The sequence below is a fragment of the Streptomyces colonosanans genome, from assembly GCF_001866645.1.
Taxonomy (GTDB): domain Bacteria; phylum Actinomycetota; class Actinomycetes; order Streptomycetales; family Streptomycetaceae; genus Streptomyces; species Streptomyces colonosanans.
On record NZ_MLYP01000024.1, the window covers coordinates 32,262 to 55,726 of the forward strand.

Below are 23,465 nucleotides of genomic sequence, written 5' to 3' on the forward strand. Positions count from 1 at the left end.
CGGCATCTGGGGTGGATGCGGCCTTGGGGAATCGGTGTTCGGGGTCGGCGGCAAGAGCATCTGGTTCGAGCCGGTGCTCGGAGGAGGCGATGACCCACCAGGTGGTGGCAGTGCCAAAGACGTCGGGCCGCCCCCCGCCTTGCCCGTGCTCGCCGCCTGAGCCTGCTACCAAGGCGTCACGATCCGGCAACCTGCCAGTCCCTGCTGGACCTTGTCCTTGTTCGTGAACTGTGCCATCTTCGGGCACCTGGGCACGGGCCCGAGTTTCGCGGAATCCTCCGGCGGGTGCTCCCGGACGCTGACGAGCGCGAGCGCCGTTTCGCGGCGGAGGAGCCGCGACTGTGGCGGGGCGCGGTCAGGTGATCATCTGACGTCCAGGGCCGAAAGTCCTTGATCATCGGGACCTTTTGCCTGGTGAAAGGGCTCTTCGGCCGGGTCCTCACGGCCTGTCGCGGCGATGTAATGGCAAGGCGCCCCCCGGCTGCCCGCCGGAGGATGCCGCCGTCCTGCCCACCACTCACCGTCGCCGCCGCCACAAGCGGCGTTTCGGCGTGGGCGCGGGCGGTGCCTATACCCGCAGATAGGAAGCCGCGCCATGCCCCGCCACGCCTCTCCCGCCCTCGCCGTCCACGCCACGGCCACGGCCTGCCGGGACGGCGCCCCGTGCGGCGTGTGCGCGAGGAAGAACCGCTGATGACCGCCGCGGACGGGATCCCGGGGCGGCGCGGCCGTGAGGAGAGCACGATCATAGGCAACGGCAACACCAGGACGAGGGACGGCAGGAACAGCGACGAGTACCACGCGCTGCTCGCGCGACGGGACGCGATGCGCCTGCGTGACCAACTGCTCGCCCCGGCCCGCGGTACGCAGAGGACGAGTTCCCCCGCGTACGCCTACGACGGAGCCGCCGACCAGCAGATCATCGTCGAGAACCTGGCGGCGGTCACCCCGTTCGGTGAACTCATCGCCCACCTCTACGACGCCATGTTCGAGCGGCACCCGTATCTGCGGCAGCTGTTCCCCGACTCGATGGAATTCCAGAAGGCCCACCTGGAACGGGCGTTCTGGTACCTGATCGAGCACCTGCACCAGCCCGATGAGGTGACCGCGTTCTGCACTCAGCTGGGCCGCGACCACCGCAAGCTCGGCGTGCGGCCCGTGCACTTCCGGGTGTTCGAGTCCGCGCTCGCCGAGGCGCTGTACCGGTGCTCTGGAGGCCGGATCGACGAGGAGGCGGAGCGGGCGTGGCTGCGCATGGTGCGCTTCGCCGCCGCGGGCATGGTGGCGGGCTCGAACAGCGCGCTCGCCGAACCGCCCGCGTGGCACGGCACGGTGACGTCCCACCAGCTGCGGCGCCCGGACCTCGCGGTACTCCGTGTGCGCACCGCGGAGCCTTACCCGTACCAGGCCGGCCAGTACGCGACCCTGGAGTCCCCGCTGCTGCCGCACACCTGGCGCCCCTACACGTTCGCCGGCGCCCCCACACCGGACGGCGAACTGGAGTTCCACATCCGCCGGACCGGCCCGAACGGGGTGAGCGACGCCCTGACCCTGGGGACCCGTGTCGGCGACAGGCTGCGCCTCGGCCCCGCGCAGGGCACCGCGACCCTGGACGACGACCTGGGGCGGGACGTGCTCATCGTGGCCGGCGGCACCGGATGGGCCACCGGCCGGGCGCTGCTGGAGGAGCTGGCCCAGCGGCGCGCGCCGGGTCGCAGGGCCCACCTCTTCCTCGGTGTCCGCACCGCCGAGGACCTGTACGACGCATCGGTCCTGGCCCGGCTGGAGAACCGTTGCCCCTGGCTGCGGGTGGTCCCGGTGATCGACGAGGGCCCGCGGGCGTCCGCGGAGGGCTCGGTGGCCGAGGCGGTGGCCCGGCAGGGGGACTGGTCCGACCACGTCGCCTACGTCAGCGGCCCGCCCGCGATGGTCACCGCGGTCGTCTGGCGACTGTCCGGTCTCGGGCTGCCGGCCGACCGCATCCGTCACGACCCGGTCGCCGGCATGGTCCCTCTGCCCTCCCACGCTCATCTGCCGCGGCCGACGGGACAGGCGGTGGGGCACATGACCGAAGGAGTCCAGGTCTGACCGGGCGGCGCGGCACGCGCGCCGCCGGGCCGCCGCGGCAGGCCTGAGGGATCACGCTCCGAAGAAGTCGGCCAGCACCGGCGCGAGCGCCTGCGGGTCGACCATGTGGTTCTGGTCCTCCAGGACGCGGTAGCGGCCCTCGGGCGCCGCGTCCGCGACCGCCTCGGTCGCCCGGCGCAGCCACGTGGGGCTCGCGTCGCCCGCGACGGCCAGGACGGGGACGGTGACCGAGGCCAGCCGGTCCCGGGGCACCAGGCCGTCGCCCATCACGGCGTTGTCGTACGCGAGGGTCGGTGCGATCGCCTCCATGCCGGCCCACATGGGCGACTGGCGGGCGTTCGCGATCATCTCCGGGGCCAGGCCGGTGAGCGCGAGGAACAGCGCGACCGCGTCCCCGCGTCGGCCCTGGGCCAGCGCTTCGGTCAGGTTCCGGGTGTACTCCGCGCGCTCGTCCGCGCCGCCCCCGTAGTCGGCGAACGGCGTCTCGTAGACGGCGACCCGGCGGACCGGCAGCCCGCTGGCCGCCGCCTCCAGCGCCAGCGCACCGCCCGACGAGACGCCGTACAGCGCCGCCTCGCCGCCCGCCGCCTCGATGAGCGCGGCGAGGTCCTCGACCTCGCGGGCCACCGCGTAGGGCGCCGTGTCACCGCTCCCGCCGCGGCCCCGGCGGTCGTACACGATGACGCCGAAGTCGTCGCAGAGGCGCGCGGCCAGGGGCGCCACCGTGGCGCCCGTGGACATCGCGCCGCTCACGAGGACGACCGTCGGGCCCTGTCCGGTGCGTCGGTACGCGAGAGGGGTGCCGTCGCGAGAGATGGTCTGCTTGTCCATGTCAGTGAAGACTGCCGCAGACCAGGGCGTTCACCGGTTACGACACTTCCGCTTCGTAGAAGCAGAAGTGGTCCTTGATCCGGGCGATGTCCGGCTTCGGGGAGGGATACGCCCAGACGAGGTCGGCCGCGTCCGGCAGGGACCAGTAGGACGCGGTGCCCTTGAAGGGGCAGACCGTGTGGGTACCGGAAGGGGTCAGCAGGTCGGCGCGTACATCCTCGGCCGGAATGTAGTACCGGTCGGGACAGCCGGTCTCGCGCAGCACGAGGGGTCGGTCGGTTTCCGCCAGGATCTGTCCGCCGTGCACCACGCGCACGTGCTGGTCGCCCTGCTCGATGGTGATGGTGTGTCCTTCGGTCATACCGGTGAAGCGCTCGCGGGCCGCTGGTTCTTCCCGCGTACGGTGTCTCCATGAATATCTGCGTCTTCCTCTCCGCCGCCGACCTCGACGACCGCTACACGCGCCCCGCGCGCGATTTCGCCGAACTGCTGGGCAAGGGCGGGCACACGCTGGTGTGGGGCGGTTCCGACGTCGGTCTGATGAAGGTGGTCGCCGACGGGGTGCAGGAGGCGGGAGGCAGGCTGCTGGGCGTGTCCGTCGAGTTCCTGGCGGCCAAGGCCCGGGAGGGCGCCGACGAGATGGTGATCACGAAGGACCTCGCCGAGCGCAAGAGGCTGCTCCTGGAGAAGGCCGACGCGATCGTGATCATGGTCGGCGGGACCGGGACGCTCGACGAGGCGACCGAGATCCTGGAGCTGAAGAAGCACGGTCACACGGACAAGCCGGTGGTCCTCCTGAACACGGTGGGCTTCTACGACGGCCTGAAGGAGCAGTTCCGGCGTATGGAGGACGAGGGCTTCCTGCCGCGGCCGCTCTCGGACCTGGTGTTCTTCGCCGAGGAGCCGACGGTGGCGCTGGCGTATCTGGAGGAGTCGCTCGGAATGCGTTAGCCCCGTGGTGCGAGCATGGCGGGTATGGCTACACATGTGATCACCGGAGCCGGCTCCGGTATCGGCGCGGCCGTGGCCCGCCGACTGCACGCGCGCGGGGACGTTCTCGTCCTGCACGCGCGCGATGCGGGGAGGGCGAAGGAGCTGGCCGCCGAGTTCCCCGGGGCGAAGACCCTGGTCGGCGATCTCGGGGACCCGGACAGGCTGTCCTGGGCGTTCTCGCACCAGAGCCTGCCGGACCGGGTGGACTCGCTCCTGCACATCGCGGGCGTGGTCGACCTGGGCCAGGTCGGCGAGCTGACCCCGAAGTCCTGGCACCACCAACTCAACGTCAACCTGGTCGCCCCCGCCGAGCTGACCCGCCACTTCCTGCCGCAGCTACGTACCGCACGCGGCCATGTGGTGTTCGTGAACTCGGGCGCCGGTCTGAACGCCCACGCGTCCTGGTCGGCGTACGCGGCCTCCAAGCACGGCCTGAAGGCCCTCGCGGACTCCCTGCGCATCGAGGAGCACGCGAACGGAGTACGGGTCACCTCGGTCTACCCCGGCCGCACCGCGAGCCCGATGCAGGCCAAGGTCCACCAGCAGGAGGGCAAGCAGTACGACCCGTCCCAGTGGATCGACCCCGAGTCGGTGGCGACAGCGATCCTGATGTGCCTGGACCTGCCGAGGGACGCGGAGGTCAACGATCTGACGGTACGGCCGGGCAGCTGACAGGCCCGAAGACCGCTGGGGGCGGCACCCTGGAACGGCCCCGCCCCCAACGGATTCCGTAGGCTGCCGGGGTGAGTGAAAACAGCCAGTTCAGGTTCGGTGCCGCCACCGGGGTCGGGTCCATGCCCGGCGGGGATGCGCGGGAGGCGGCCAAGACCGTCACCGGAAGCTTCGAGGACTTTCCGTTTCTTGCCGAACTGCCGGCCCGCGGGCCCGGCGCGGACATGATCGGGCGGACCGCCGGGATGCTCGTCGACCTGTACGCGCGCGTGGAGCCCAGCGGCTGGCGGTTCGGGGACAGGCCGGGGCGGGACACCAAGCGGGCCCGCTCCTGGCTCGGCGAGGACCTCGACGCGCTGGAGGAGTTCACGCAGGGCTACGAAGGCCCGCTGAAGGTCCAGGCCGTAGGGCCCTGGACGCTGGCCGCGGCGCTCGAGCTGAAGAACGGCGAGGCCGTCCTCTCCGACCCCGGCGCCTGCCGCGACCTCGCCGGATCGCTCGCCGAGGGGCTGCGCCTCCACCTCGACGAGGTGCGGCGGCGCGTGCCCGGCGCCCGGCTCGTCCTGCAGATCGACGAGCCGACGCTCACCTCCGTACTGCGCGGGACGGTGAGGACCGCGAGCGGCTACCGGACCCACCGGGCCGTCGACCGGCAGATCGTCGAGGCCACGCTCAGGGATGTCGTCGGGGTGCATGCCGACGGTCCGGTCGTGGTCCACTCGTGTGCCCCCGACGTGCCGTTCGCCCTCCTGCGCAGGGCGGGGGCCGCCGCGGTCTCCTTCGACTTCTCACTCCTCACCGAACGTGACGACGACGTGATCGGTGAGGCGGTGGAAGGGGGCACCCGGCTCTTCGCCGGCATCGTCCCGGGCACGGACGGCCCTTTGTCAGACCCTGCCGGTAGCGTCATGGGGGTCAGGACGCTGTGGCGCAGGCTGGGGCTGCACCCGGGGCTTCTCGCGGACGCGGTCACCCTCACGCCGACGTGCGGGCTCGCGGGCGCTTCCCCGGACTACGCGCGCAAGGCGCTCGCCCACTGCGTCCGGGCGGCGAGATCCCTTGCGGACAACCCTGAGTAACGGGAGGAGAACACGGTGGCCGGCGACAAGCAAGCGGAGACGACGGTGCCCGCCGAGGCACGGGAGCAGCACGCGCAGCTCGCTGAGCAGATCGAGGAGCACCGCTTCCGGTACTACGTGAAGGACGCTCCGGTCGTCAGCGACGCGGAGTTCGACCGGCTCCTGCGCTCCCTGGAGGCGCTGGAGGAGCGGTATACCGAGCTGCGCACCCCGGACTCGCCGACCCAGAAGGTCGCAGGGGCCTACGAGACGGAGTTCACGGCCGTCGAGCACCGCGCGCGCATGCTCTCCCTGGACAACGCGTTCGACGACGCGGAACTCGCCGCCTGGGCCGAGCGCGTCGCCAAGGAGGTCGGCACCTCCACGTACCACTTCCTGTGCGAGCTGAAGGTCGACGGCCTCGCGGTCAACCTGACGTACGAGCACGGCCGCCTCACGCGCGCGGCGACCCGCGGCGACGGCCGCACCGGAGAGGACATCACCCCCAATGTCCGTACGATCGCGGGCATTCCGGATCGCCTCAAGGGCGACCACGTCCCCGACCTCGTGGAGATCCGCGGCGAGGTCTACTTCCCGATGGAGAAGTTCGAGGCGCTCAACGCCCGTCTGGTGGAAGCCGGTGACAAGCCGTTCGCCAACCCGCGGAACGCGGCCGCGGGTTCCCTGCGCCAGAAGGACCCGCGCATCACGGCCACCCGCCCGCTGTACATGGTGGTGCACGGCATCGGCGCCCTGGAGGGCTTCGAGGACGGTCTCACCCGTCTCTCCGAGGCCTACGAACTGCTGCACTCCTGGGGCCTGCCCACCGCCCGGCACAACAAGGTCGTCGACGACCTCGACGGCGTACGGGAGTTCATCGCGTACTTCGGCGAGAACCGCCACTCCGTGGAGCACGAGATCGACGGAGTCGTGGTCAAGCTCGACGAGATCCGGCTTCAGGGCCGCCTCGGTTCCACGGCGCGCGCGCCCCGCTGGGCCATCGCCTACAAGTACGCGCCCGAAGAGGTCAACACCAAGCTGATCGACATCAAGGTGGGCGTCGGGCGCACCGGCCGCGTCACCCCTTACGCGCAGGTCGAACCGGTCACGGTGGCCGGTTCCGAGGTCGAGTTCGCCACCCTGCACAACCAGGACGTGGTCAAGGCCAAGGGCGTTCTCATCGGTGACACGGTGGTGCTCCGCAAGGCCGGTGACGTGATTCCGGAGATCCTCGGACCCGTCGTGGACCTGCGGGACGGCAGCGAGCGCGCGTTCGTGATGCCCGCCGAGTGCCCGGAGTGCGGGACGCCCCTGCGGGCCATGAAGGAAGGGGACATCGACCTGCGCTGCCCCAACGCGCGTACCTGCCCGGCGCAGTTGAGGGAGCGTGTCTCCTACCTCGCGGGCCGGGAGTGCCTCGACATCGAGCACTTCGGCGGCGTGGCGGCGGCCGCTCTCACCCGTCCCCTGGAGCCGGCCGACCCGCCGCTCGTGGACGAGGGCGACCTCTTCGACCTCACTGTGGAGAAACTGCTGCCCATCAGGGCGTACGTCCTCGACCAGGACAGCGGCCTGCCCAAGCACGACCCCAAGACCGGCAAGGAGAAGATCGTCACGGTCTTCGCCAACCAGAAGGGCGAACCGAAGAAGAACACCCTGGCCCTGCTCAAGAACATCGAGGAGGCCAAGACCCGTCCGCTCGCCCGCTTCCTCAACGGCCTTTCCATCCGGCACGTCGGGCCGGTGGCGGCGCAGGCCCTAGCCCGTGAGTTCCGCTCCATCGACCGCATCGAGCAGGCCACGGAGGAGGAGTTGGCGGGTACCGACGGGGTCGGCCCGATCATCGCCGCCTCCCTGAAGCAGTGGTTCGCCGAGGAGTGGCACCGGGAGATCGTCCGGAAGTGGAAGGCCGCCGGAGTACGGCTGGAGGAAGAGAGTTCCGGCGAGGAAGAGGGCCCGCGTCCGCTGGAGGGGCTGACGGTCGTGGTCACCGGCACCCTCGAACGGTTCACCCGCGACGGAGCGAAGGAGGAACTGCAGAGCCGTGGCGCGAAAGTGACCGGCTCCGTCTCGAAGAAGACATCCTTTGTCGTCGTGGGCGAGAATCCTGGATCGAAGTACGACAAGGCAGTGCAGCTGAAGGTGCCCGTTCTCAACGAGGACGGTTTCGCCGTCCTGTTGGGGCAAGGACCGGAAGCGGCGGCCGAAGTGGCGCTTCCGGCGGGGGAGTAGCGGACGAAGGTCACCCGTTCGGTGCATACCAGATGCATCCGGGTGGCCGGGTCGCAATTGGGTAACCACGGGCGACCGCTGCCCGTGGAAGCCCGCCGCGGCCTACTGTTGGGGGTGTGTGCCTACCGTGCCCGGACGCGTGGTGGGTTTTCAGACGCGGTGCCGTTGACGGTGCGTCGGGCAGCGGGCCGCGCGGTGTCGGCATCGCCGGCTGTGAGAGGGACGCGAATGGAACGGACCGAGAGCGCCGCCCCCAACTCACGGCTGCGCCTGCGCCGGATGTCCGGTGCCTGGCGGACGAGCCACTGGACGGCGCGACTCGCGGAGCGGGTGGGTGCGGACGGCCGACGTGCCGTGCCGGGGGCCGTTCCCGGCGTGACCTCCGCACAGGGAGGGGCGTCGAGGCTCGCCGTGGGCGCTGAACCTCCGCTGGGTGGTGCCCGCGGAGCCGGTCCGGCCGGCCGGCTCGCCGTCGGGCACCTTTCCCGGCTGCCCGGCCTCGGCGGCGGGTGGCGCCTGCCCGGGCCGTTGCTGCGCAGGGCGGTCATCGCGGCGGCCGGACTCATCCTCGGCGCCGGCCTCTACCGCGCGTTCGACGGACACCACGCGCTCTTCCCGTCCGGCACCGTCGGCTGGTCCCTGGCCCTCCTCACCGGCATCATCGTCGGTCACCTGGTCGCCCTCGGCCGCGCCCGCTCGTGGGGCAGCACGGGCTCGGGCGCCGCCCTGACCCTCGCCGTCCTGCTGCTGTACGGCTGGGTGCCGGCCGGAATGGTCAGCCTCACCGTCGTCGTACTCGTCGCCATCGTCCGGCTGGGCTGCTGGCGGCAGGGCATGCTGCACGGCGCGGTCGACATCCTCGGCATCGGCGCCGCAGCGCTCGTCCTGGCCGTCTTCGGACGCGTCCCGACCGTCGAGACGCCCTGGGACCCGCAGGGCTGGACCCTCGCCGCGGCACCCGAGGTCGTCCTCGCCGCCGCCGCGTACCTCGCGGTGACCCGGCTGCTGCTGTGTTACCTGAACGCGCCCCGCGTCGGCGGACTGCCGACCGTCGCCCGCACCGCCCTGGTCAGACAGGGACTCGTCGCCGTCGCGCTGCTCGGCATAGCGCCGCTGGTCTGCGTCGTCGCCATGGCGCTCCCCGTCCTGCTGCCGCTGTTCTCCGTCCCGCTGATCGCCCTCGACTCCACCTTGTGGATCGCCCGGGCCCGGGCCGAGGAGCAGTTGCGCGATCCGCTGACCGGGCTGCCCAACCGGCAGTGGCTGCTGGAGCGCACCTGGACGGCGCTTGATGACGCCGAGCGGATCGGGGCGCGATCCGCCCTGATGCTGATCGACCTCGACCGCTTCCGGTCGGTGAACGACACGCTCGGTCATCTCGCCGGTGATCGGCTGCTGCTCCAGATCGCCGAGCGGCTGCGACTGGCGCTGCCCCGCGGGGCGGAGGCAGCGCGGCTCGGCGGCGACGAGTTCGCGGTGTTACTGCCTGTCGCCGGCTCCACGACCTCCGCGTCACGCGCGGCCCGCAACCTGCTCGCGGCGCTCGGCTCGCCGCTCGACCTGGACGGGCTCACGCTCGTGCTGGAAGCGAGCGTCGGCGTCGCCGTCTTCCCCGACCACGCGCTCGACGCGGAGGGACTGCTCAGGCGGGCCGACGTCGCCATGTACCAGGCGAAGCGGGACCGTACGGGGGTGGAGGTCTACGAGCCCAAGCGGGACTCGAACACGCCGGACCGCCTCGGGCTGCTCGGGGACCTGCGGCGTGCGCTGGACGCGCATGAGGTGGAGCTGCACTACCAGCCGAAGGTCCGCTTCGACGGGCAGGTCGCCGGTCTCGAGGCGCTCGTGCGATGGGTGCACGCCGAGCGCGGGAAGGTGCCGCCGGACGAGTTCATCGCGATCGCGGAGTCGTCCGGGCTGATGCCGCACCTGACGGAGTACGTGCTGGAGACGGCGCTCGGACAGGTGGCCAGGTGGCGTGCGCAGGGGCTCCGGGTGCCGGTGGCCGTGAACGTCTCCCCGCGGGACGTCCACACGCCGGGCTTCGCGGGCGCGGTGGCCGCGCGACTGGCACGGCACGGGGTGCCCGCGGGGGCGCTGCAACTGGAGATCACGGAGCATGTGCTCCTGGAGGACCCGCAGCGGGCCGCGGACACGCTGGCCGGGCTGGCCGGGCACGGCGTGAAGATGTCGCTGGACGACTTCGGCACCGGGTACTCGTCGCTGGTGCACCTGCGGCGGCTGCCGGTGAGCGAACTGAAGATCGACCGTTCGTTCGTGGCGCGGCTGGCCGTGGACGCGGAGGATGCGGAGATCGTGCGCTGCACGGTCGACCTGGCTCATTCGCTGGGGCTGCTCGTCGTCGCCGAGGGGGTCGAGGACGACGAGACCTGGGAGCGGCTGCGGGACCTGGGATGCGACGCGGTCCAGGGGTGGCTGGTCGCCGCAGCGATGCCGCCGGAGGAGACCACGGCGTGGCTGCTGGCCCGGGGCTCGAGGGGCTGGCAGCGCCCGAGGGCCGCGCTGCCCGCGGCCGCCGCGGACGATCCGGGGCGGGTCGGCTAGCTCCACGGCACAAGTGCCCCGACAGGCAACGTTCGCGCCGTCGCGACGCCCGGCACGCCTCCCCCAAAGCTCTTCGAGCAGGGGGACCCCATTCGCCGCACCGGCCGGAACCCCAAGGACAGCGACGCCGCCTACCTCACGATCAAGGGCCTCAGGGACGGCACCTTCGGCCTCCTGGGCCCGGCTCTTCTCGCGTTCGCCGGTGCGCGCGCCGAGGCCTGGTACATGCCGGCCGTCGCGATCATGCCGCTCGGAGACACGCTGACAGTGCTGCGCCATGGCGGCACCAGGGCCGTGGCCTTCGGGATCCACTTCGCCACGGCCATGGTCGTGCTGATCAGTGCCGGGCTGCTCTTCGCCGTCTGATCGCGCCCCTTCGCCCGAGGTGCTGGAGCCGTACGACAACCACTTCCCGCAGGGCGCCGCCCGGGACGGCCGTCAGGCGAGTGCGGCCGTCCCCGGGAATCCGTTTCACGGGCACGGGGCCCCGCGCCATAGGATTGAGCCCAAACCACACACACTCACCCCAGAGGATCGCTGCATGCCTGGCATTACGCGCGAGGAGGTCTCCCACCTCGCCCGGCTGGCGCGTCTGGAGCTGAAGCCCGAAGAGCTCGAGCACTTCGCTGGCCAGCTCGACGACATCATCGGCGCGGTCGCCCGCGTCGGCGAGGTCGCCGACCAAGACGTACCGCCGACCTCCCACCCGCTGCCGCTGACGAACGTCATGCGCGCGGACGAGGTCCGTCCGTCGCTCACCCCCGCGCAGGCGCTGTCCGGCGCCCCGGCCCAGGAGCAGCAGCGTTTCAAGGTGCCGCAGATCCTGGGGGAGGAGTAGCCCGTCATGACGGACAAGAACAGCATCATCCGGCTCACCGCCGCCGAGACCGCCGAGAAGATCGCCTCCGGCGAGCTCACCGCCGTCGAGGTCACCGAGGCCCATCTGGCCCGTATCGAGGCCGTCGACGAGAAGGTGCACGCCTTCCTGCACGTCGACCGTGAGGGCGCCCTGGCGCAGTCCCGCGCCGTCGACGCGAAGCGTGAGCGCGGCGAGAAGCTCGGCCCGCTGGCCGGCGTGCCGCTGGCGCTCAAGGACATCTTCACCACCGAGGGCGTTCCGACGACCGTCGGCTCGAAGATCCTCGAGGGCTGGATCCCGCCGTACGACGCCACCCTCACCAAGCGGCTGAAGGCCGCCGACATCGTCATCCTCGGCAAGACCAACATGGACGAGTTCGCCATGGGGTCCTCCACCGAGAACAGTGCCTACGGGCCCACGGGCAACCCCTGGGACCTCACCCGCATCCCCGGTGGCTCCGGCGGCGGGTCGAGCGCCGCGCTCGCCTCCTTCCAGGCCCCGCTCGCCATCGGCACCGACACCGGCGGCTCCATCCGTCAGCCCGCGTCCGTCACCGGTACGGTCGGCGTCAAGCCGACGTACGGCGCCGTCTCCCGCTTCGGCATGGTCGCCTTCAGCAGCAGCCTCGACCAGGGCGGTCCCTGCGCCCGTACGGTCCTGGACGCCGCCCTCCTGCACGAGGCCATCGCCGGACACGACCCGCTCGACTCCACCTCCGTCGACGCCCCGGTGCCGCCGGTCGTCGAGGCCGCGCGCAACGGCTCCGTGCAGGGCATGCGCATCGGTGTGGTCAAGCAGTTCCGCGGCGAGGGCTACCAGGCCGGCGTCGTGCAGCGCTTCGACGAGGCCGTCGCGCTCCTCAAGGAGCTGGGCGCCGAGATCGTCGAGCTGGACTGCCCGTCCTTCGACCTGGCGCTGGCCGCGTACTACCTGATCGCCCCGAGCGAGTGCTCCAGCAACCTCGCCCGCTTCGACGGTCTGCGCTACGGCCTGCGCGTCGCCGACGACGGCTCGCACTCCGCCGAGGAGGTCACCTCCCTCACCCGTGAGGCGGGCTTCGGTCCCGAGGTCAAGCGCCGCATCATGCTCGGCACGTACGCCCTCAGCTCCGGCTACTACGACGCGTACTACGGCTCCGCCCAGAAGGTCCGCACGCTCATCACCCGCGACTTCGAGAAGTCGTTCGAGCAGGTGGATGTGATCGTGTCGCCCACGACCCCCACCACCGCCTTCCCGATCGGCGAGCGCGCCGACGACCCGATGGCCATGTACCTGGCGGACCTGTGCACCATCCCGGTCAACATGGCCGGCAACGCCGCCATGTCGCTGCCCTGCGGCCTCGCGCCGGAGGACAACCTCCCGGTCGGTCTGCAGATCATCGCCCCGGCGATGAAGGACGACCGGCTGTACAAGGTCGGCGCCGCCGTCGAAGCGGCCTTCGTGGAACAGTGGGGGCACCCGCTTCTCGAGGAGGCTCCGTCGCTGTGAGTAAGGCACTGTCCAAGGCCAAGGGCTTCAAGCAGTCCAAGTCCGGTACGTACCTGTCCATGGCCACCACCGCCTATGGCGTGTTCGGCGTCGCGAAGCAGGTCAAGAAGGCCCGCCGCGAGCACGACACGCTGCGGCTACTCGACGCCGCCGTGTCCGCCGCCGCCATCGTCACCGGTCTCGCCCTTCTCGTCCGCGAGTTGAAGCGGCTGGGCGACGACGACGTCCTGCTGGGCTGAGAGGGAAGTTTCACCGTGACCACCCTGACCGACTTGGTGTCGTACGAGGACGCGCTGGCGTCGTACGACCCCGTCATGGGCCTTGAGGTCCATGTCGAACTCGGCACCAAGACCAAGATGTTCTGCGGCTGTTCGACGGCGCTCGGCGCCGAGCCGAACTCGCAGACCTGCCCCACCTGCCTCGGCCTGCCCGGCTCGCTCCCGGTCGTCAACGCGACCGGCGTGGAGTCCGCCGTCAGGATCGGTCTCGCGCTGAACTGCGAGATCGCCGAGTGGTGCCGCTTTGCCCGGAAGAACTACTTCTATCCGGACATGCCGAAGAACTTCCAGACCTCCCAGTACGACGAGCCGATCGCCTTCAACGGCTACCTCGACGTGCAGCTGGAGGACGGCGAGACCTTCCGCGTGGAGATCGAGCGCGCCCACATGGAGGAGGACACCGGCAAGTCGACCCACGTCGGCGGCGCCACCGGCCGTATCCACGGCGCGTCCCACTCCCTGCTGGACTACAACCGCGCCGGCATTCCGCTCATCGAGATCGTCACCAAGCCGATCGTCGGCGCCGGCGAGCGCGCGCCCGAGGTGGCGAAGGCGTACGTCCGCGAGCTGCGCGAGCTGATCCGTGCGCTCGGCGTCTCCGAGGCCCGTATGGAGATGGGCCAGATGCGCTGCGACGTGAACCTGTCGCTGATGCCCAAGGGCGCCGAGAAGTTCGGCACGCGGAGCGAGACCAAGAACGTCAACTCGCTGCGCTCCGTCGAGCGTGCCTGCCGCTTCGAGATCCAGCGCCACGCCGCGGTCCTCGGGGGCGGCGGCACGGTGATCCAGGAGACCCGCCACTTCCACGAGGACACGGGCTCGACGACCTCGGGCCGTGTGAAGGAAGAGGCCGAGGACTACCGGTACTTCCCCGAGCCGGACCTGGTCCCGGTCGCGCCCGCGCGCGCGTGGGTCGAGGAACTGCGTGGCTCGCTGCCGGAGCTGCCCCTCGTGCGCCGCAACCGGCTGCTCGAGGAGTGGGGGATCTCCGCGACCGACATGCAGGCGATCCTCAACGCCGGCGCACTCGACCTGATCGTCGCGACGATCGAGGAAGGCGCCGACGCGGCGTCCGCGCGCAAGTGGTGGATGGGTGAACTGGCCCGTCACGCCAACGAGTCGGGCAAGGCCCTGGACGAGCTGCCCATCAATGCGCAGCAAGTCGCCCGCGTCACCCGGCTCGTGGCTGACGGCGACCTCAACGACAAGCTGGCCCGCCAGGTCATCGAGGGCGTCCTCGCGGGCGAGGGCACCCCGGACGAGGTCGTCGAGAAGCGCGGTCTGAAGGTCGTCTCCGACGAAGGCGCCCTGACCACCGCCGTCGACGAGGCCATCGCCGGGAACCCGGCCATCGCGGACAAGATCCGTGGCGGCAAGGTGGCCGCGGCCGGCGCCCTGGTCGGCGCGGTCATGAAGGCCACCCGAGGCCAGGCGGACGCCGCCCGCGTCAAGGAGCTGATCCTGGAGAAGCTGGGCGTCGCCGAGGGCTGAGAAAAGCCGCGGAACGGCCGCCGGGGGCGGTACATCGAATCCGATGTACCGCCCCCGGTGCATTTACAAAAGCCTTATGTGGCGACGGAGTTGCCGCGATCGCCGTGTGAATTGAGTCCCACTCCTGTGAAGAACCCCACGAAAGCGACAAACGATCTCTTCTGGCTGCAAGAGTGGCAGGGATTGCTCATTCGTTCTTTGCTGGCTGTTCAGTTCCATTAGCGTCTGCTCCCGGGCAAAGATCCACAAACCATTCCCAGGGAGCGCGTCCGTGGCAGCCCTCGCACGCTGGTGTGTCCGCCACCGCCTCGCCGCGGTGCTGCTCTGGCTGTTGGCCTTCGGTGGAGTCAGCGCCGCCGCCGCGGTCACGGGTTCCGCGTACTCGAACCACTACGACGCCCCCGGCACCGAGGCGGGCCGCGCCGCCGAGCTGTTCCAGGAGGGCTTCCCCGGCCACGACGGCGACACCGACACCGTCGTATGGCGCACCAGCCCGGGCAGCGTGCGCGCCCCCGCCGTCGAGCAGACGATGACCCGCACCCTGGACAAGATCGCGGAACTGCCCGGCATCGCGTCCGTCACCAGCCCGTACGAAGGCAGCCACAGCGGCCAGATCAGCCGCGACGGCCGCACCGCGTACGCCACGATCACCTTCGACGAGCAGACCGAGAACATCGGCAAGGGCGAGGCCCAGGCCGTCGTCGCCACCGCCAAGGCCGCGGAGACCGACGGGCTGCGGGTCGAACTGGGCGGCAGCGCGATCGGCCTCACCAACGCGCCGAGCGGGCACCTCGCCGAGGCCGTCGGCGTGGCCGTCGCCGCCCTGGTCCTCTTCCTCGCCTTCGGCTCGCTCGCCGCCTCCATGCTGCCCATCGCGACCGCGCTGATCAGCGTCGGCACCGCGTACGCCGGCACCGCGCTGCTCGGGCACGCCATGACCGTCGCCGACTTCGCGCCCATGCTCGGCATGCTGATCGGGCTCGGCGTCGGCATCGACTACGCCCTGTTCATCGTGACCCGGCACCGCCGGAACCTGAAGCGGGGCATGCCGGTGACGGAGTCCGCCGTGGGCGCCGTCGCCACCACCGGCCGGGCCGTTGTTTTCGCGGGCGCCACGGTGTGCATCGCGCTCCTCGGCATGCTGATCCTGCGGCTCGGCTTCCTCAACGGCGTCGCGGTCGCGGCCTGTCTCACCGTCCTCCTCACCGTCGCGGCCTCCGTGACCCTGCTGCCCGCCCTCCTGTCCTTCATCGGTCCCCGTGCCCTCAGCAGGCGCGAGCGGCGCAGGCTGGACGAGAACGGGCCCGAACCGGAGGTGCCGGGAGGGTTCGCCGCCCGCTGGTCCGCGTTCGTCGAACGCCACCCCAAGAAGCTGGGCGTCGTGGCCGTGTCCGTCATGGCCCTCCTTGCCCTCCCCACGCTCTCCCTCCACCTGGGCACCGCCGACCAGGGCAACGGCCCGAAGTCGTCGACCACCCGGCAGGCGTACGACCTCATAGCCGACGGATTCGGGCCCGGCGCCAACGGCCCGCTCACCCTCGTCACCCGGGTCGGCAGCGCCGAGGACAAGCTCGCGCTCGACCACCTCGACAGCACGCTCGCGGCCACTCAGGGGGTCGCCTCCGTGACCCCGGCGACGTACAACAGCAGCGGCGACATGGCGTACCTCACCGTCGTCCCGGACTTCGCCCCGCAGTCCCAGCACACCAGCGACCTCGTGGACCGGCTGCGCTCCGAGGTGCTGCCGCGCGCCGAGAAGGGCACCACGCTCGACCTGGCCGTGGGCGGGACGACGGCGGCCTACGACGACTTCGCGGGCGTGATCGTCGGCCAGCTGCCGCTGTTCGTGGGGGTGGTGATCAGCCTGGGCTGTGTGCTGCTCCTGCTCGCCTTCCGGTCCCTGGCCATCCCGCTGAAGGCCGCCGTGATGAACGTCGCCGCCGTCGCCTCCGCGTTCGGCGTGGTCGTCGCGATCTTCCAGTGGGGCTGGGGAAGCGAACTGCTGGGCCTCGGCCGGGGCGGACCGATCGAGCCCTTCCTCCCCGTGATCATGGTTTCGGTGCTCTTCGGGCTCTCCATGGACTACCAGGTGTTCCTGGTCAGCCGCATGTACGAGGAGTGGCTGGCGACCGGCGACAACCGGCGCGCCGTGCGCGTCGGCCTGGCCGAGACCGGCCGGGTCATCAACTCGGCGGCGGTCATCATGATCTCCGTCTTCCTCGCCTTCGTGCTCAGCGGCGACCGTGTGATCGCCATGTTCGGTATCGCGCTCGCCTCGGCCGTCGCCCTGGACGCCTTCGTCCTGCGCACGCTTCTCGTCCCCGCCCTGATGCACCTGCTCGGCGGCGCCAACTGGTGGCTGCCGTCCTGGCTGGAGCGCCGGCTGCCGCACATCAGCATCGAGCCGCCGGAGGGCCGTGCGACAGTTCCGGGGAAGAACGCGCACGACGACGCACTGATGGATGTACTGGTGAAGGAGCAGCAGCAGGATGTACGCGATATCCCTGGGTGACGACGGAGCCGAGCTGCGACCTCTGGAGCCCTGGCACGCCGAGGAGTTCCTCGCCCACCTCGACCGCGGGCGCGAGTTCATCACCCAGCACATCCCGTTCGGGGTGAACGTCACGGACGTGGACAGCGCGCGCGCCATGCTGCAGTCGTACGCCGACAAGCGAGCCGCGGACAGTGGCTTCCTGCACGGGCTGTGGCTGGACGCGAAGCTGGTCGGCGGAGTGCTGTTCCGCATCTTCGACGCCGAGGGCGGCAACTGCGAGATCGGCTGCTGGCTGGAGCCCGCCGCCTCCGGGCGAGGACTGGTCACGCGGGGGGCCCGGGTGCTCATCGACTGGGCGTTTGACGAGCGCGGCCTGCACCGTGTGGAGTGGCAGGCGTCGTCCGCGAACGAGCCGAGCATCAAGGTGGCGCGACGGCTGGGCATGACCCGTGAGGGCGTGCTCCGCGAAAGCTTCCTGTACCGGGGTGTACGCCAGGACATGGAGGTCTGGTCGGCGCTCGCCCCCGAGTGGCGCGACGCACGCGCGCGTGCCGCTCACAACGATCACTGAAAAGCGATCATTAAGAGACCTCTCAGACAGCGTCCATACGGTGCGAGGCATGGGAACCAAGACAGTTGACGAGGCAGGGGCCGAGACCGGCGCCGAGGTGACGAACGACGAGACGAAGGCGGAGGTGACCCAGGCCGAGGAGACCGCCACGGAGGCGGCCCAGGCCGAGGAGACCGCAACGGAGGCGGTCCAGGCCGAGGAGACCGCCACGGAGGTGACCCAGGCCGAGGAGACCGCAACGGAGGCGGTCCAGGCCGAGGAGACCGCCACGGAGGCGGCCCAGGAGAAGGCCCAGGAGGGGCCCTCCGGTGTGGGCCAGGGAGCCGGGGCGGTCGTCTCCGCCGGGCTCGGGGTGATCTCCCTCTCCGGCAGCTGGGTATCCACCGTGGCCTCCGCGCGCGCGACCCTGCTGGGCCAGCTCAGGACCCAGACCACGGCGGGCATCGGCAGTCAGATCAAGGCGGTGTACGGCGACGCCTGGCAAGCGACCGCCCTGTGGGGCGGCCTGTTCGCGCTGGCCGCGCTGATCGTGGGCGTCGTGGTGCTGGCCCGCCCGGCCTTCGGGGCGCCCGGCAAACCGCAGGCCGCCTGGATCAAGTCGGTCGCCTGGGGCGGTATCGCCCTGGGTGTCATCGGGCTGCTGCTGGCCGTCCTGAAGTACACCGACATCCTGCTCGGACTGCCGTCCGTCGGCTGACCCTGCGCAGGTCCTGAGGGGCCTTAGGACTTCCGTGAGACCTTAGGGAAGCACCAAGGCCCCTCACGCGTGTCTAAGGCCCCCGCGCGCCACGGAAGATGCGGAACTCTCCCGATGCGGCGGATCCCTCTGGGGGACGAAGGTGGGGGCATCGCAAAGGCGATGCCCCCATCCGGTCTTTCCAGAGGAGACATCATGATCGAGTACGAGCTGCAACGGATCCACTCCGCCGAGCTGATCCGTGAGGCGGACGACTACCGGCTGGCGCGCGAGTCCCTGCGGCAGCGCCGCGCCGCCCGCGAGACCGACGGTGAAATCGAAGCGGAGGACCGATCCCATAGTGGCCGACGGCGCCGACTCCGCGTCGCCCGCGCCGCATGAGCGGGCAGGCGGGGGAGTACGACGCCGCGGGTGCCGCGCTCCCCGCCACCGATCGCGCGACGGCCGCCGCAACGACGCGGGCCAGATCCGGCCGACCAGCCACAGCGGCCGTCCCGGCACCGTCCGGGACGGCCGCTGTGGCGTCCGCGAAGAGGGTGGCTTGCGGGGGCCGCATGACGTCTGTGCCGGAAGAGAGGGCGGCGCCGATGATGCGGGCCGACGGCCCCGGTGCCCGGAAGGCGATATTCGGTGCCGCGTCGGCAGGGCCTCGTGCGATCCTCGGGGGTGTGGAGACCAGGTCCGTCAGCCCTGTGTTCGTCGGTAGAGCCGATGAGTTGGGGGTGTTGCACGACGCGCTCGCCCGCGCTGCCGGTGGGGGTACTTCCGAGGCGTTCAGCACGGGGGGAGAGCCGCAGGCGCTGCTCGTCGGCGGTGAGGCCGGCGTCGGCAAGACCCGGCTGATCGAGGAGTTCGCCGCCGCGGCCGCCCGCGAGGACGCGGTCGTCGCGTTGGGCGGCTGCGTCGAGATCGGCGCCGACGGATTGCCCTTCGCCCCGTTCTCCACCGCCCTGCGCGCCCTGCGCCGCCAGCTTCCCGAGGAACTGGCCGAGGCGGCCGCCGGCCAGGAGGAGGAACTGGCCCGGCTGCTGCCCGAGATGGGCGTGTCGCGCCACGGACCCTGGGACGACGAGGACGGCACGGCCCGTCTCTTCGAGCTCACCGCCCGCCTGCTGGAGCGCGTCGCCGCCCGCCGCACCGTCGTCCTCGCCCTGGAGGACCTTCACTGGGCCGACGCCTCCACCCGCCACCTGCTCGCCTACCTCGTCCGCACGCTGCGCAGCGGCCGCCTTGTCGTCATCGCCTCCTACCGCTCCGACGACATCCACCGCCGCCACCCTCTGCGTCCCCTCCTGGCCGAACTCGACCGGCTCCGCACGGTCCGCCGCATCGAACTCGGCCGGTTCAACCGCACCGAGGTCGAACGCCAGATCGCCGGTATCCTCGCCGCCGAGCCCGACCCCGCTCAGGTCGACGAGATCTTCGAACGCTCCGACGGCAACGCCTTCTTCGTGGAGGAACTGGCGGTCGCCTCCTGCGAGGACGGTCACGCGGGCCTGACCGACTCCCTGCGCGACCTCCTCCTCGTCCGCATCGAGAAACTGCCGGAAACGGCGCAGCGCGTCGCCCGGATCGTCGCCGAGGGCGGTTCCACCGTCGAGCACCGCCTCCTCGCGGCCGCCGCCCGGCTCGCCGAAGACGACCTCATCGAGGCCCTGCGCGCCGCGGTCGGCGCCAACATCCTGCTCGCCGCGCCCGACGGCGACGGCTACCGCTTCCGTCACTCCCTCGTCCGCGAGGCAGTCAGCGACGACCTGCTCCCCGGCGAACGCTCCCGCCTCAACCGGCGGTACGCCGAGGCTTTGGAGGCCGACCCCACGCTCGTACCGGCCGACCAACGCGCCCCACGCCTGGCCAGCTACTGGTACCACGCGCACGATGCCGCCAAGGCCTTGCCCGCCGTCCTCGACGCCGCCGTGGAAGCCCGCTGCCGGCACGCCCACTCCGAGCGACTGCGGCTGCTGGAGCGCGCGATGGAGCTGTGGGACATCACCCCCGAGCCCGTACGCGCCGCTCTGCGCCCACTGGACTACGCCGAGGCGTATCCGCCCTCCGCCTGCGACCCGGCGACCGGGTGCCTGCACTACCTCGACCTGATGGCGGAGGCCGCCGTCGCGGGCCGCCTGTGCGGGGAGCGCGAGCGCGCCCTGAAGATCACCAAGCGCGCCCTGCACCTCCTGGAGGAGGAGAACGACCCCCTCCGGGCCGCCTGGTTCTGGGTCCAGCGCGCGCGGCTGATGCAGCACACGTCCCGCAGCGACGGCTGGGAGGAACTCACCACCGCCCAGCAGCTGGTGCGCGGACTGCCGCCCTCGGAAGTGCACGCCGAGGTCCTTGCCCTGGTCGCCACCTGGTCGATGCTGCACGTTCCCGGCCCCGACGCGTTCTCGGCCGCCGAGCGCGCCGTGGAGTACGCGCGCATGGTGGGCGCCCAGGACATCGAGCTGAACGCGCGCCTCACCCTGGGCGGTCTGTTCGTCGAGGCGGGTGACATCGACACCGGGCTCGCGCAGATGTACGAGGTCAAGGAGCAGGCCGAGGTCCTCGGCAACGCGCAGGTGACGGGCCGCCTCCATGTGAACCTGCCGTCCCATCTGGAGGGCATCGGCCGCTCCCGGGAGGCCGTCGAGGTGCTCCGCCAGGGGCTCGACCTCACCCGGAGACTGGGCCTGGCGGACACCGAGGCCTGGATGTGGGGCAACCTCGGTGAATCCCTCTACTCACTGGGCCGCTGGGACGAGGCCGCCGAGGCCGCGACCGCCTCGCAACGCGTCGTTCAGAGCGCCATGCCGCTCGGCTGGGGGGCCACGCGGCACGCCCATCTCGCCCTCGCCGGGGGCGACCTGGCGGAGGCCGGGCGTCAACTCACCGCCGCACGCGAGTACCTCGGTACGCACGACACCATGCCGCAGCACCGGCTGCCGCTGGCGCACCTCGCCCTCGGGATCGCGGCCGGAGAGGGCCGCCTCGCCGATGCCCGCGCCACCCTCGGCAAGGCTCTCGACGCGGGCCTCCCGACGGGCACTCAGCGCTACGGCTGGCCGCTGCTGCTCGCTGCCGCCACCGCCGAGGCGGACGCCTTCGGCCTGCCCGCCGCCGAGCCGGGCCGCGCCGAGGCCCTGGAGCGGATCCGCGGGGCAGCCAAGGCGCTCACCGCCAATGTGCCGGTGTGGCAGGCGCACGAGCGCTGGGTCCGCGCCGAACTGCTGCGCGCCGAGGGCCGCGGCGGGCCGCAGGACTGGTCCGAGGTCGTGGCCGCGTTCGAGGTCCTCGACCGCCCCTACGACCTGGCCCGCGCCCGCCATCGCCTCGCCGCGTCCCTGCTGGCCCCGGGCGGCGGCGAGGACGCGCGCGAGCGGGCCACCGAGCTGCTGCGGCTGGCCGGTGCGGTGGCCGAGCATCTCGGTGCCCGGCCGCTCGCCGAGTCGGTCGCCCAGCTCGCCGGGCGGGCCCGCCTCACACTGTCGCGCACCGCGGAGCCGGCCGTACTGGACCCGGCCGAGTCCCTGGGGCTCACCCACCGCGAACGGGACGTGCTCCGCCTGGTCGCGGCCGGCCGCACCAACCGCCAGATAGCCGAGGAGCTGTTCATCTCCCCGAAGACGGCCAGCGTCCATGTGTCGAACATCCTCGCCAAGCTGGGCGTGTCGGGCCGCGGGGAGGCGGCGGCGCTGGCCCACCGGCTGGCGTTGTTCCCGCCCGAGGCGCCCGCTGTCCCGGCAGCGGGGTGAGGCTTAGGCTGTCAGGATCCGGGCCGAGGGAGGCGCCGTGTTCAACATGTTCGAGGAACTCTTCGCACCGGGCCGCAAGCACACCCATGACGAGAACAAGCGCCTGGAACTGACCCGGGTGGACGTGACGGACGGCGACGGGGGTCGCGGGCCGATCGACCTGGCGTCGGGCAAGGTGCTCATACGTCTGTCGAAACCGGAGGACGCCGACCCGGCAGCGAGCCCGGACTGAGCCCGGCCGCCCGCCCTACGACACCTCCACCTCAAGGATCCGGTCGTCGCCCGTCGACCGACCGCCCCGGCCGTCCGTGTTGCTGGTCGTCAGCCACAGTCTGTTGCCGCCCGCCGGAACCACCGTGCGGAGGCGGCCGTATGTGTCCTCGAGGAACGCCTGCGGCGGCGCGGAGGCCTCGGTGCCCTTGAGCGGGATGCGCCACAGCCGCTCACCGCGCAGGCTCGCCATCCAGATCGAGCCCCCGGCGTAGGCGATGCCGCTGGGGGAAGCCTCGCTGGTGTGCCACTGGGCGATCGGGTTGTGGTACTTGGGGTTCGACGACTTCCCCTCGGCCTCCGGCCAGCCGTAATCGTCGCCCGGCTTGATTGCGTTCAGCTCGTCCCAGGCGTCCTGGCCGAACTCCGAGGCGAACAGGCGTTGTTTGTCGTCCCAGGCCAGGCCCTGGACGTTGCGGTGGCCGTAGGAGAGGACGGGCGACTCGCCGAAGGGGTTGCCGGGGGCCGGCTCGCCCTCCGGGGTCATGCGCAGAATCTTGCCGCCGAGCGAGTTCCTGTCCTGGGCCAGGCCGCGGTTGCCCGTCTCACCCGTACTCGCGTACAGCATCCCGTCCGGTCCGAACGCGATCCGTCCGCCGTTGTGGAAGTCACCCTTGGGGATGCCCTTGAAGACCGTGTTCGGCGCGCCCAGCTGGTTACCGGCCGGTCTCTTCGCGTCGTACAGCATGCTGACGATGCGATTGTCGGAGTCCGTCGTGATGTACGCGTAGACCAGGTGGTCCGAGGCGTAGCCGGGGGAGAGGACGATACCCAGCAGGCCGCCCTCGCCGGCTATCGAGACTCCGGGCACCGCGCCCAGCTCCGTCTTCTTCCCGGACTTCTCGTCGATCCGCGCGATCGTCCCGTCGTTCCGGGAGGAGACCAGCAGTCCGCCGTCGGGCAGCGGGGCGAGGCCCCAGGGCGTGTTGAGGTTTTCGGCGACCGTCCGCACCACGCGGACCGATCCCTTCGCCGGCCGGGTCCCTTCGCCCGCCGGAGCGGAGGGCGACCCCGGTGTCGTACCACCCGACGTCACGCTCTTGCCGCCGCCCGGGCCGTCTTTGCCGCCCGAGGAGCAGCCGGCCGCCAGCAGGAGCGCGGTAGCGGCCAACACGGCCGACACAGCTCGACGTTGCACGATCCGATT

Annotated in this window: 20 protein-coding genes and 1 pseudogene; 18 read left to right on the forward strand and 3 right to left on the reverse strand. The window is 71.4% G+C overall.

Annotated features, from left to right (window positions below):
* The first annotated feature begins 204 nt into the window (after window positions 1–204).
* Both BIV24_RS31520 and BIV24_RS09410 read left to right on the forward strand, forming a co-directional pair.
* On the forward strand, window positions 205–363 hold the full coding sequence (locus BIV24_RS31520) for a YgjP-like metallopeptidase domain-containing protein (RefSeq protein WP_281247717.1): 159 nt from the start codon (window positions 205–207) through the stop codon (window positions 361–363).
* A 330-nt stretch (window positions 364–693) separates the two neighbouring features.
* Window positions 694–2,088 carry a globin domain-containing protein gene (locus BIV24_RS09410; RefSeq protein WP_079168115.1) on the forward strand — a complete coding sequence of 465 codons (1,395 nt, stop codon included), beginning with the start codon at window positions 694–696 and terminating at the stop codon, window positions 2,086–2,088.
* A 51-nt stretch (window positions 2,089–2,139) separates the two neighbouring features.
* On the opposite strand, the gene BIV24_RS09415 is transcribed toward BIV24_RS09410, so the two are convergent.
* Both BIV24_RS09415 and BIV24_RS09420 read right to left on the reverse strand, forming a co-directional pair.
* A complete protein-coding gene (locus tag BIV24_RS09415; protein WP_071365756.1) occupies window positions 2,140–2,919 on the reverse strand; it encodes an alpha/beta fold hydrolase in 780 nt (259 codons plus the stop codon).
* A gap of 37 nt (window positions 2,920–2,956) precedes the next feature.
* Entirely contained in the window at window positions 2,957–3,280 is a 324-nt protein-coding gene (locus BIV24_RS09420) for a DUF427 domain-containing protein (RefSeq protein WP_071365757.1), read from the reverse strand.
* Between the two features lie 50 nt (window positions 3,281–3,330).
* Here BIV24_RS09420 and BIV24_RS09425 point away from each other — a divergent pair, with 50 nt between their 5' ends.
* From BIV24_RS09425 to BIV24_RS09500, 16 genes and pseudogenes are all read left to right on the forward strand, one after another.
* Window positions 3,331–3,870 (forward strand): LOG family protein, encoded by a 540-nt coding sequence (locus BIV24_RS09425; RefSeq protein ID WP_071365758.1) that lies wholly within the window; start codon window positions 3,331–3,333, stop codon window positions 3,868–3,870.
* A gap of 15 nt (window positions 3,871–3,885) precedes the next feature.
* The gene (locus tag BIV24_RS09430; RefSeq protein WP_071365759.1) at window positions 3,886–4,584 is read left to right on the forward strand and encodes an SDR family oxidoreductase; all 699 of its coding nucleotides are present in this window, start codon (window positions 3,886–3,888) and stop codon (window positions 4,582–4,584) included.
* 71 nt (window positions 4,585–4,655) lie between these two features.
* Window positions 4,656–5,663, forward strand: coding sequence for a methionine synthase (locus BIV24_RS09435; protein ID WP_071365760.1), 1,008 nt, complete (start codon window positions 4,656–4,658; stop codon window positions 5,661–5,663).
* Between the two features lie 15 nt (window positions 5,664–5,678).
* A complete protein-coding gene (ligA, locus tag BIV24_RS09440) occupies window positions 5,679–7,874 on the forward strand; it encodes an NAD-dependent DNA ligase LigA (protein ID WP_071365761.1) in 2,196 nt (731 codons plus the stop codon).
* A 228-nt stretch (window positions 7,875–8,102) separates the two neighbouring features.
* On the forward strand, window positions 8,103–10,439 hold the full coding sequence (locus tag BIV24_RS09445; RefSeq protein WP_071365762.1) for a putative bifunctional diguanylate cyclase/phosphodiesterase: 2,337 nt from the start codon (window positions 8,103–8,105) through the stop codon (window positions 10,437–10,439).
* A 57-nt stretch (window positions 10,440–10,496) separates the two neighbouring features.
* Window positions 10,497–10,805: pseudogene (locus tag BIV24_RS09450) on the forward strand (DUF4267 domain-containing protein); the annotation flags it as partial.
* A 175-nt stretch (window positions 10,806–10,980) separates the two neighbouring features.
* A complete protein-coding gene (gene gatC / locus BIV24_RS09455; protein WP_071365763.1) occupies window positions 10,981–11,277 on the forward strand; it encodes an Asp-tRNA(Asn)/Glu-tRNA(Gln) amidotransferase subunit GatC in 297 nt (98 codons plus the stop codon).
* Between the two features lie 6 nt (window positions 11,278–11,283).
* Window positions 11,284–12,786, forward strand: coding sequence for an Asp-tRNA(Asn)/Glu-tRNA(Gln) amidotransferase subunit GatA (gene gatA, locus BIV24_RS09460; RefSeq protein WP_071365764.1), 1,503 nt, complete (start codon window positions 11,284–11,286; stop codon window positions 12,784–12,786).
* Window positions 12,783–13,025, forward strand: a complete 243-nt coding sequence (locus BIV24_RS09465) for a hypothetical protein (protein ID WP_071365765.1) — start codon at window positions 12,783–12,785, stop codon at window positions 13,023–13,025. The genes gatA and BIV24_RS09465 overlap by 4 nt, the downstream gene beginning before the upstream one ends.
* Window positions 13,026–13,040: 15 nt before the next feature.
* Window positions 13,041–14,555 (forward strand): Asp-tRNA(Asn)/Glu-tRNA(Gln) amidotransferase subunit GatB, encoded by a 1,515-nt coding sequence (gatB, locus tag BIV24_RS09470; protein ID WP_071365766.1) that lies wholly within the window; start codon window positions 13,041–13,043, stop codon window positions 14,553–14,555.
* A gap of 271 nt (window positions 14,556–14,826) precedes the next feature.
* Window positions 14,827–17,067, forward strand: a complete 2,241-nt coding sequence (locus BIV24_RS09475) for an MMPL family transporter (RefSeq protein WP_071365767.1) — start codon at window positions 14,827–14,829, stop codon at window positions 17,065–17,067.
* Window positions 17,045–17,620 (forward strand): GNAT family N-acetyltransferase, encoded by a 576-nt coding sequence (locus tag BIV24_RS09480; RefSeq protein WP_071365768.1) that lies wholly within the window; start codon window positions 17,045–17,047, stop codon window positions 17,618–17,620. The genes BIV24_RS09475 and BIV24_RS09480 overlap by 23 nt, the downstream gene beginning before the upstream one ends.
* 49 nt (window positions 17,621–17,669) lie before the next feature.
* Complete coding sequence (locus BIV24_RS34270) at window positions 17,670–18,317, forward strand: hypothetical protein (protein WP_071365769.1); 648 nt, start codon at window positions 17,670–17,672, stop codon at window positions 18,315–18,317.
* A gap of 195 nt (window positions 18,318–18,512) precedes the next feature.
* Complete coding sequence (locus BIV24_RS09490; protein WP_071365770.1) at window positions 18,513–18,698, forward strand: hypothetical protein; 186 nt, start codon at window positions 18,513–18,515, stop codon at window positions 18,696–18,698.
* A 209-nt stretch (window positions 18,699–18,907) separates the two neighbouring features.
* A complete protein-coding gene (locus BIV24_RS09495) occupies window positions 18,908–22,048 on the forward strand; it encodes a helix-turn-helix transcriptional regulator (protein ID WP_245766724.1) in 3,141 nt (1,046 codons plus the stop codon).
* 46 nt (window positions 22,049–22,094) lie between these two features.
* Window positions 22,095–22,280 carry a DUF6191 domain-containing protein gene (locus BIV24_RS09500; RefSeq protein ID WP_245766725.1) on the forward strand — a complete coding sequence of 62 codons (186 nt, stop codon included), beginning with the start codon at window positions 22,095–22,097 and terminating at the stop codon, window positions 22,278–22,280.
* 15 nt (window positions 22,281–22,295) lie between these two features.
* Here BIV24_RS09500 and BIV24_RS09505 read toward each other — a convergent pair whose 3' ends face one another.
* Window positions 22,296–23,441, reverse strand: a complete 1,146-nt coding sequence (locus BIV24_RS09505; RefSeq protein WP_071365772.1) for a PQQ-dependent sugar dehydrogenase — start codon at window positions 23,439–23,441, stop codon at window positions 22,296–22,298.
* Between the last annotated feature and the right edge of the window lie 24 nt (window positions 23,442–23,465).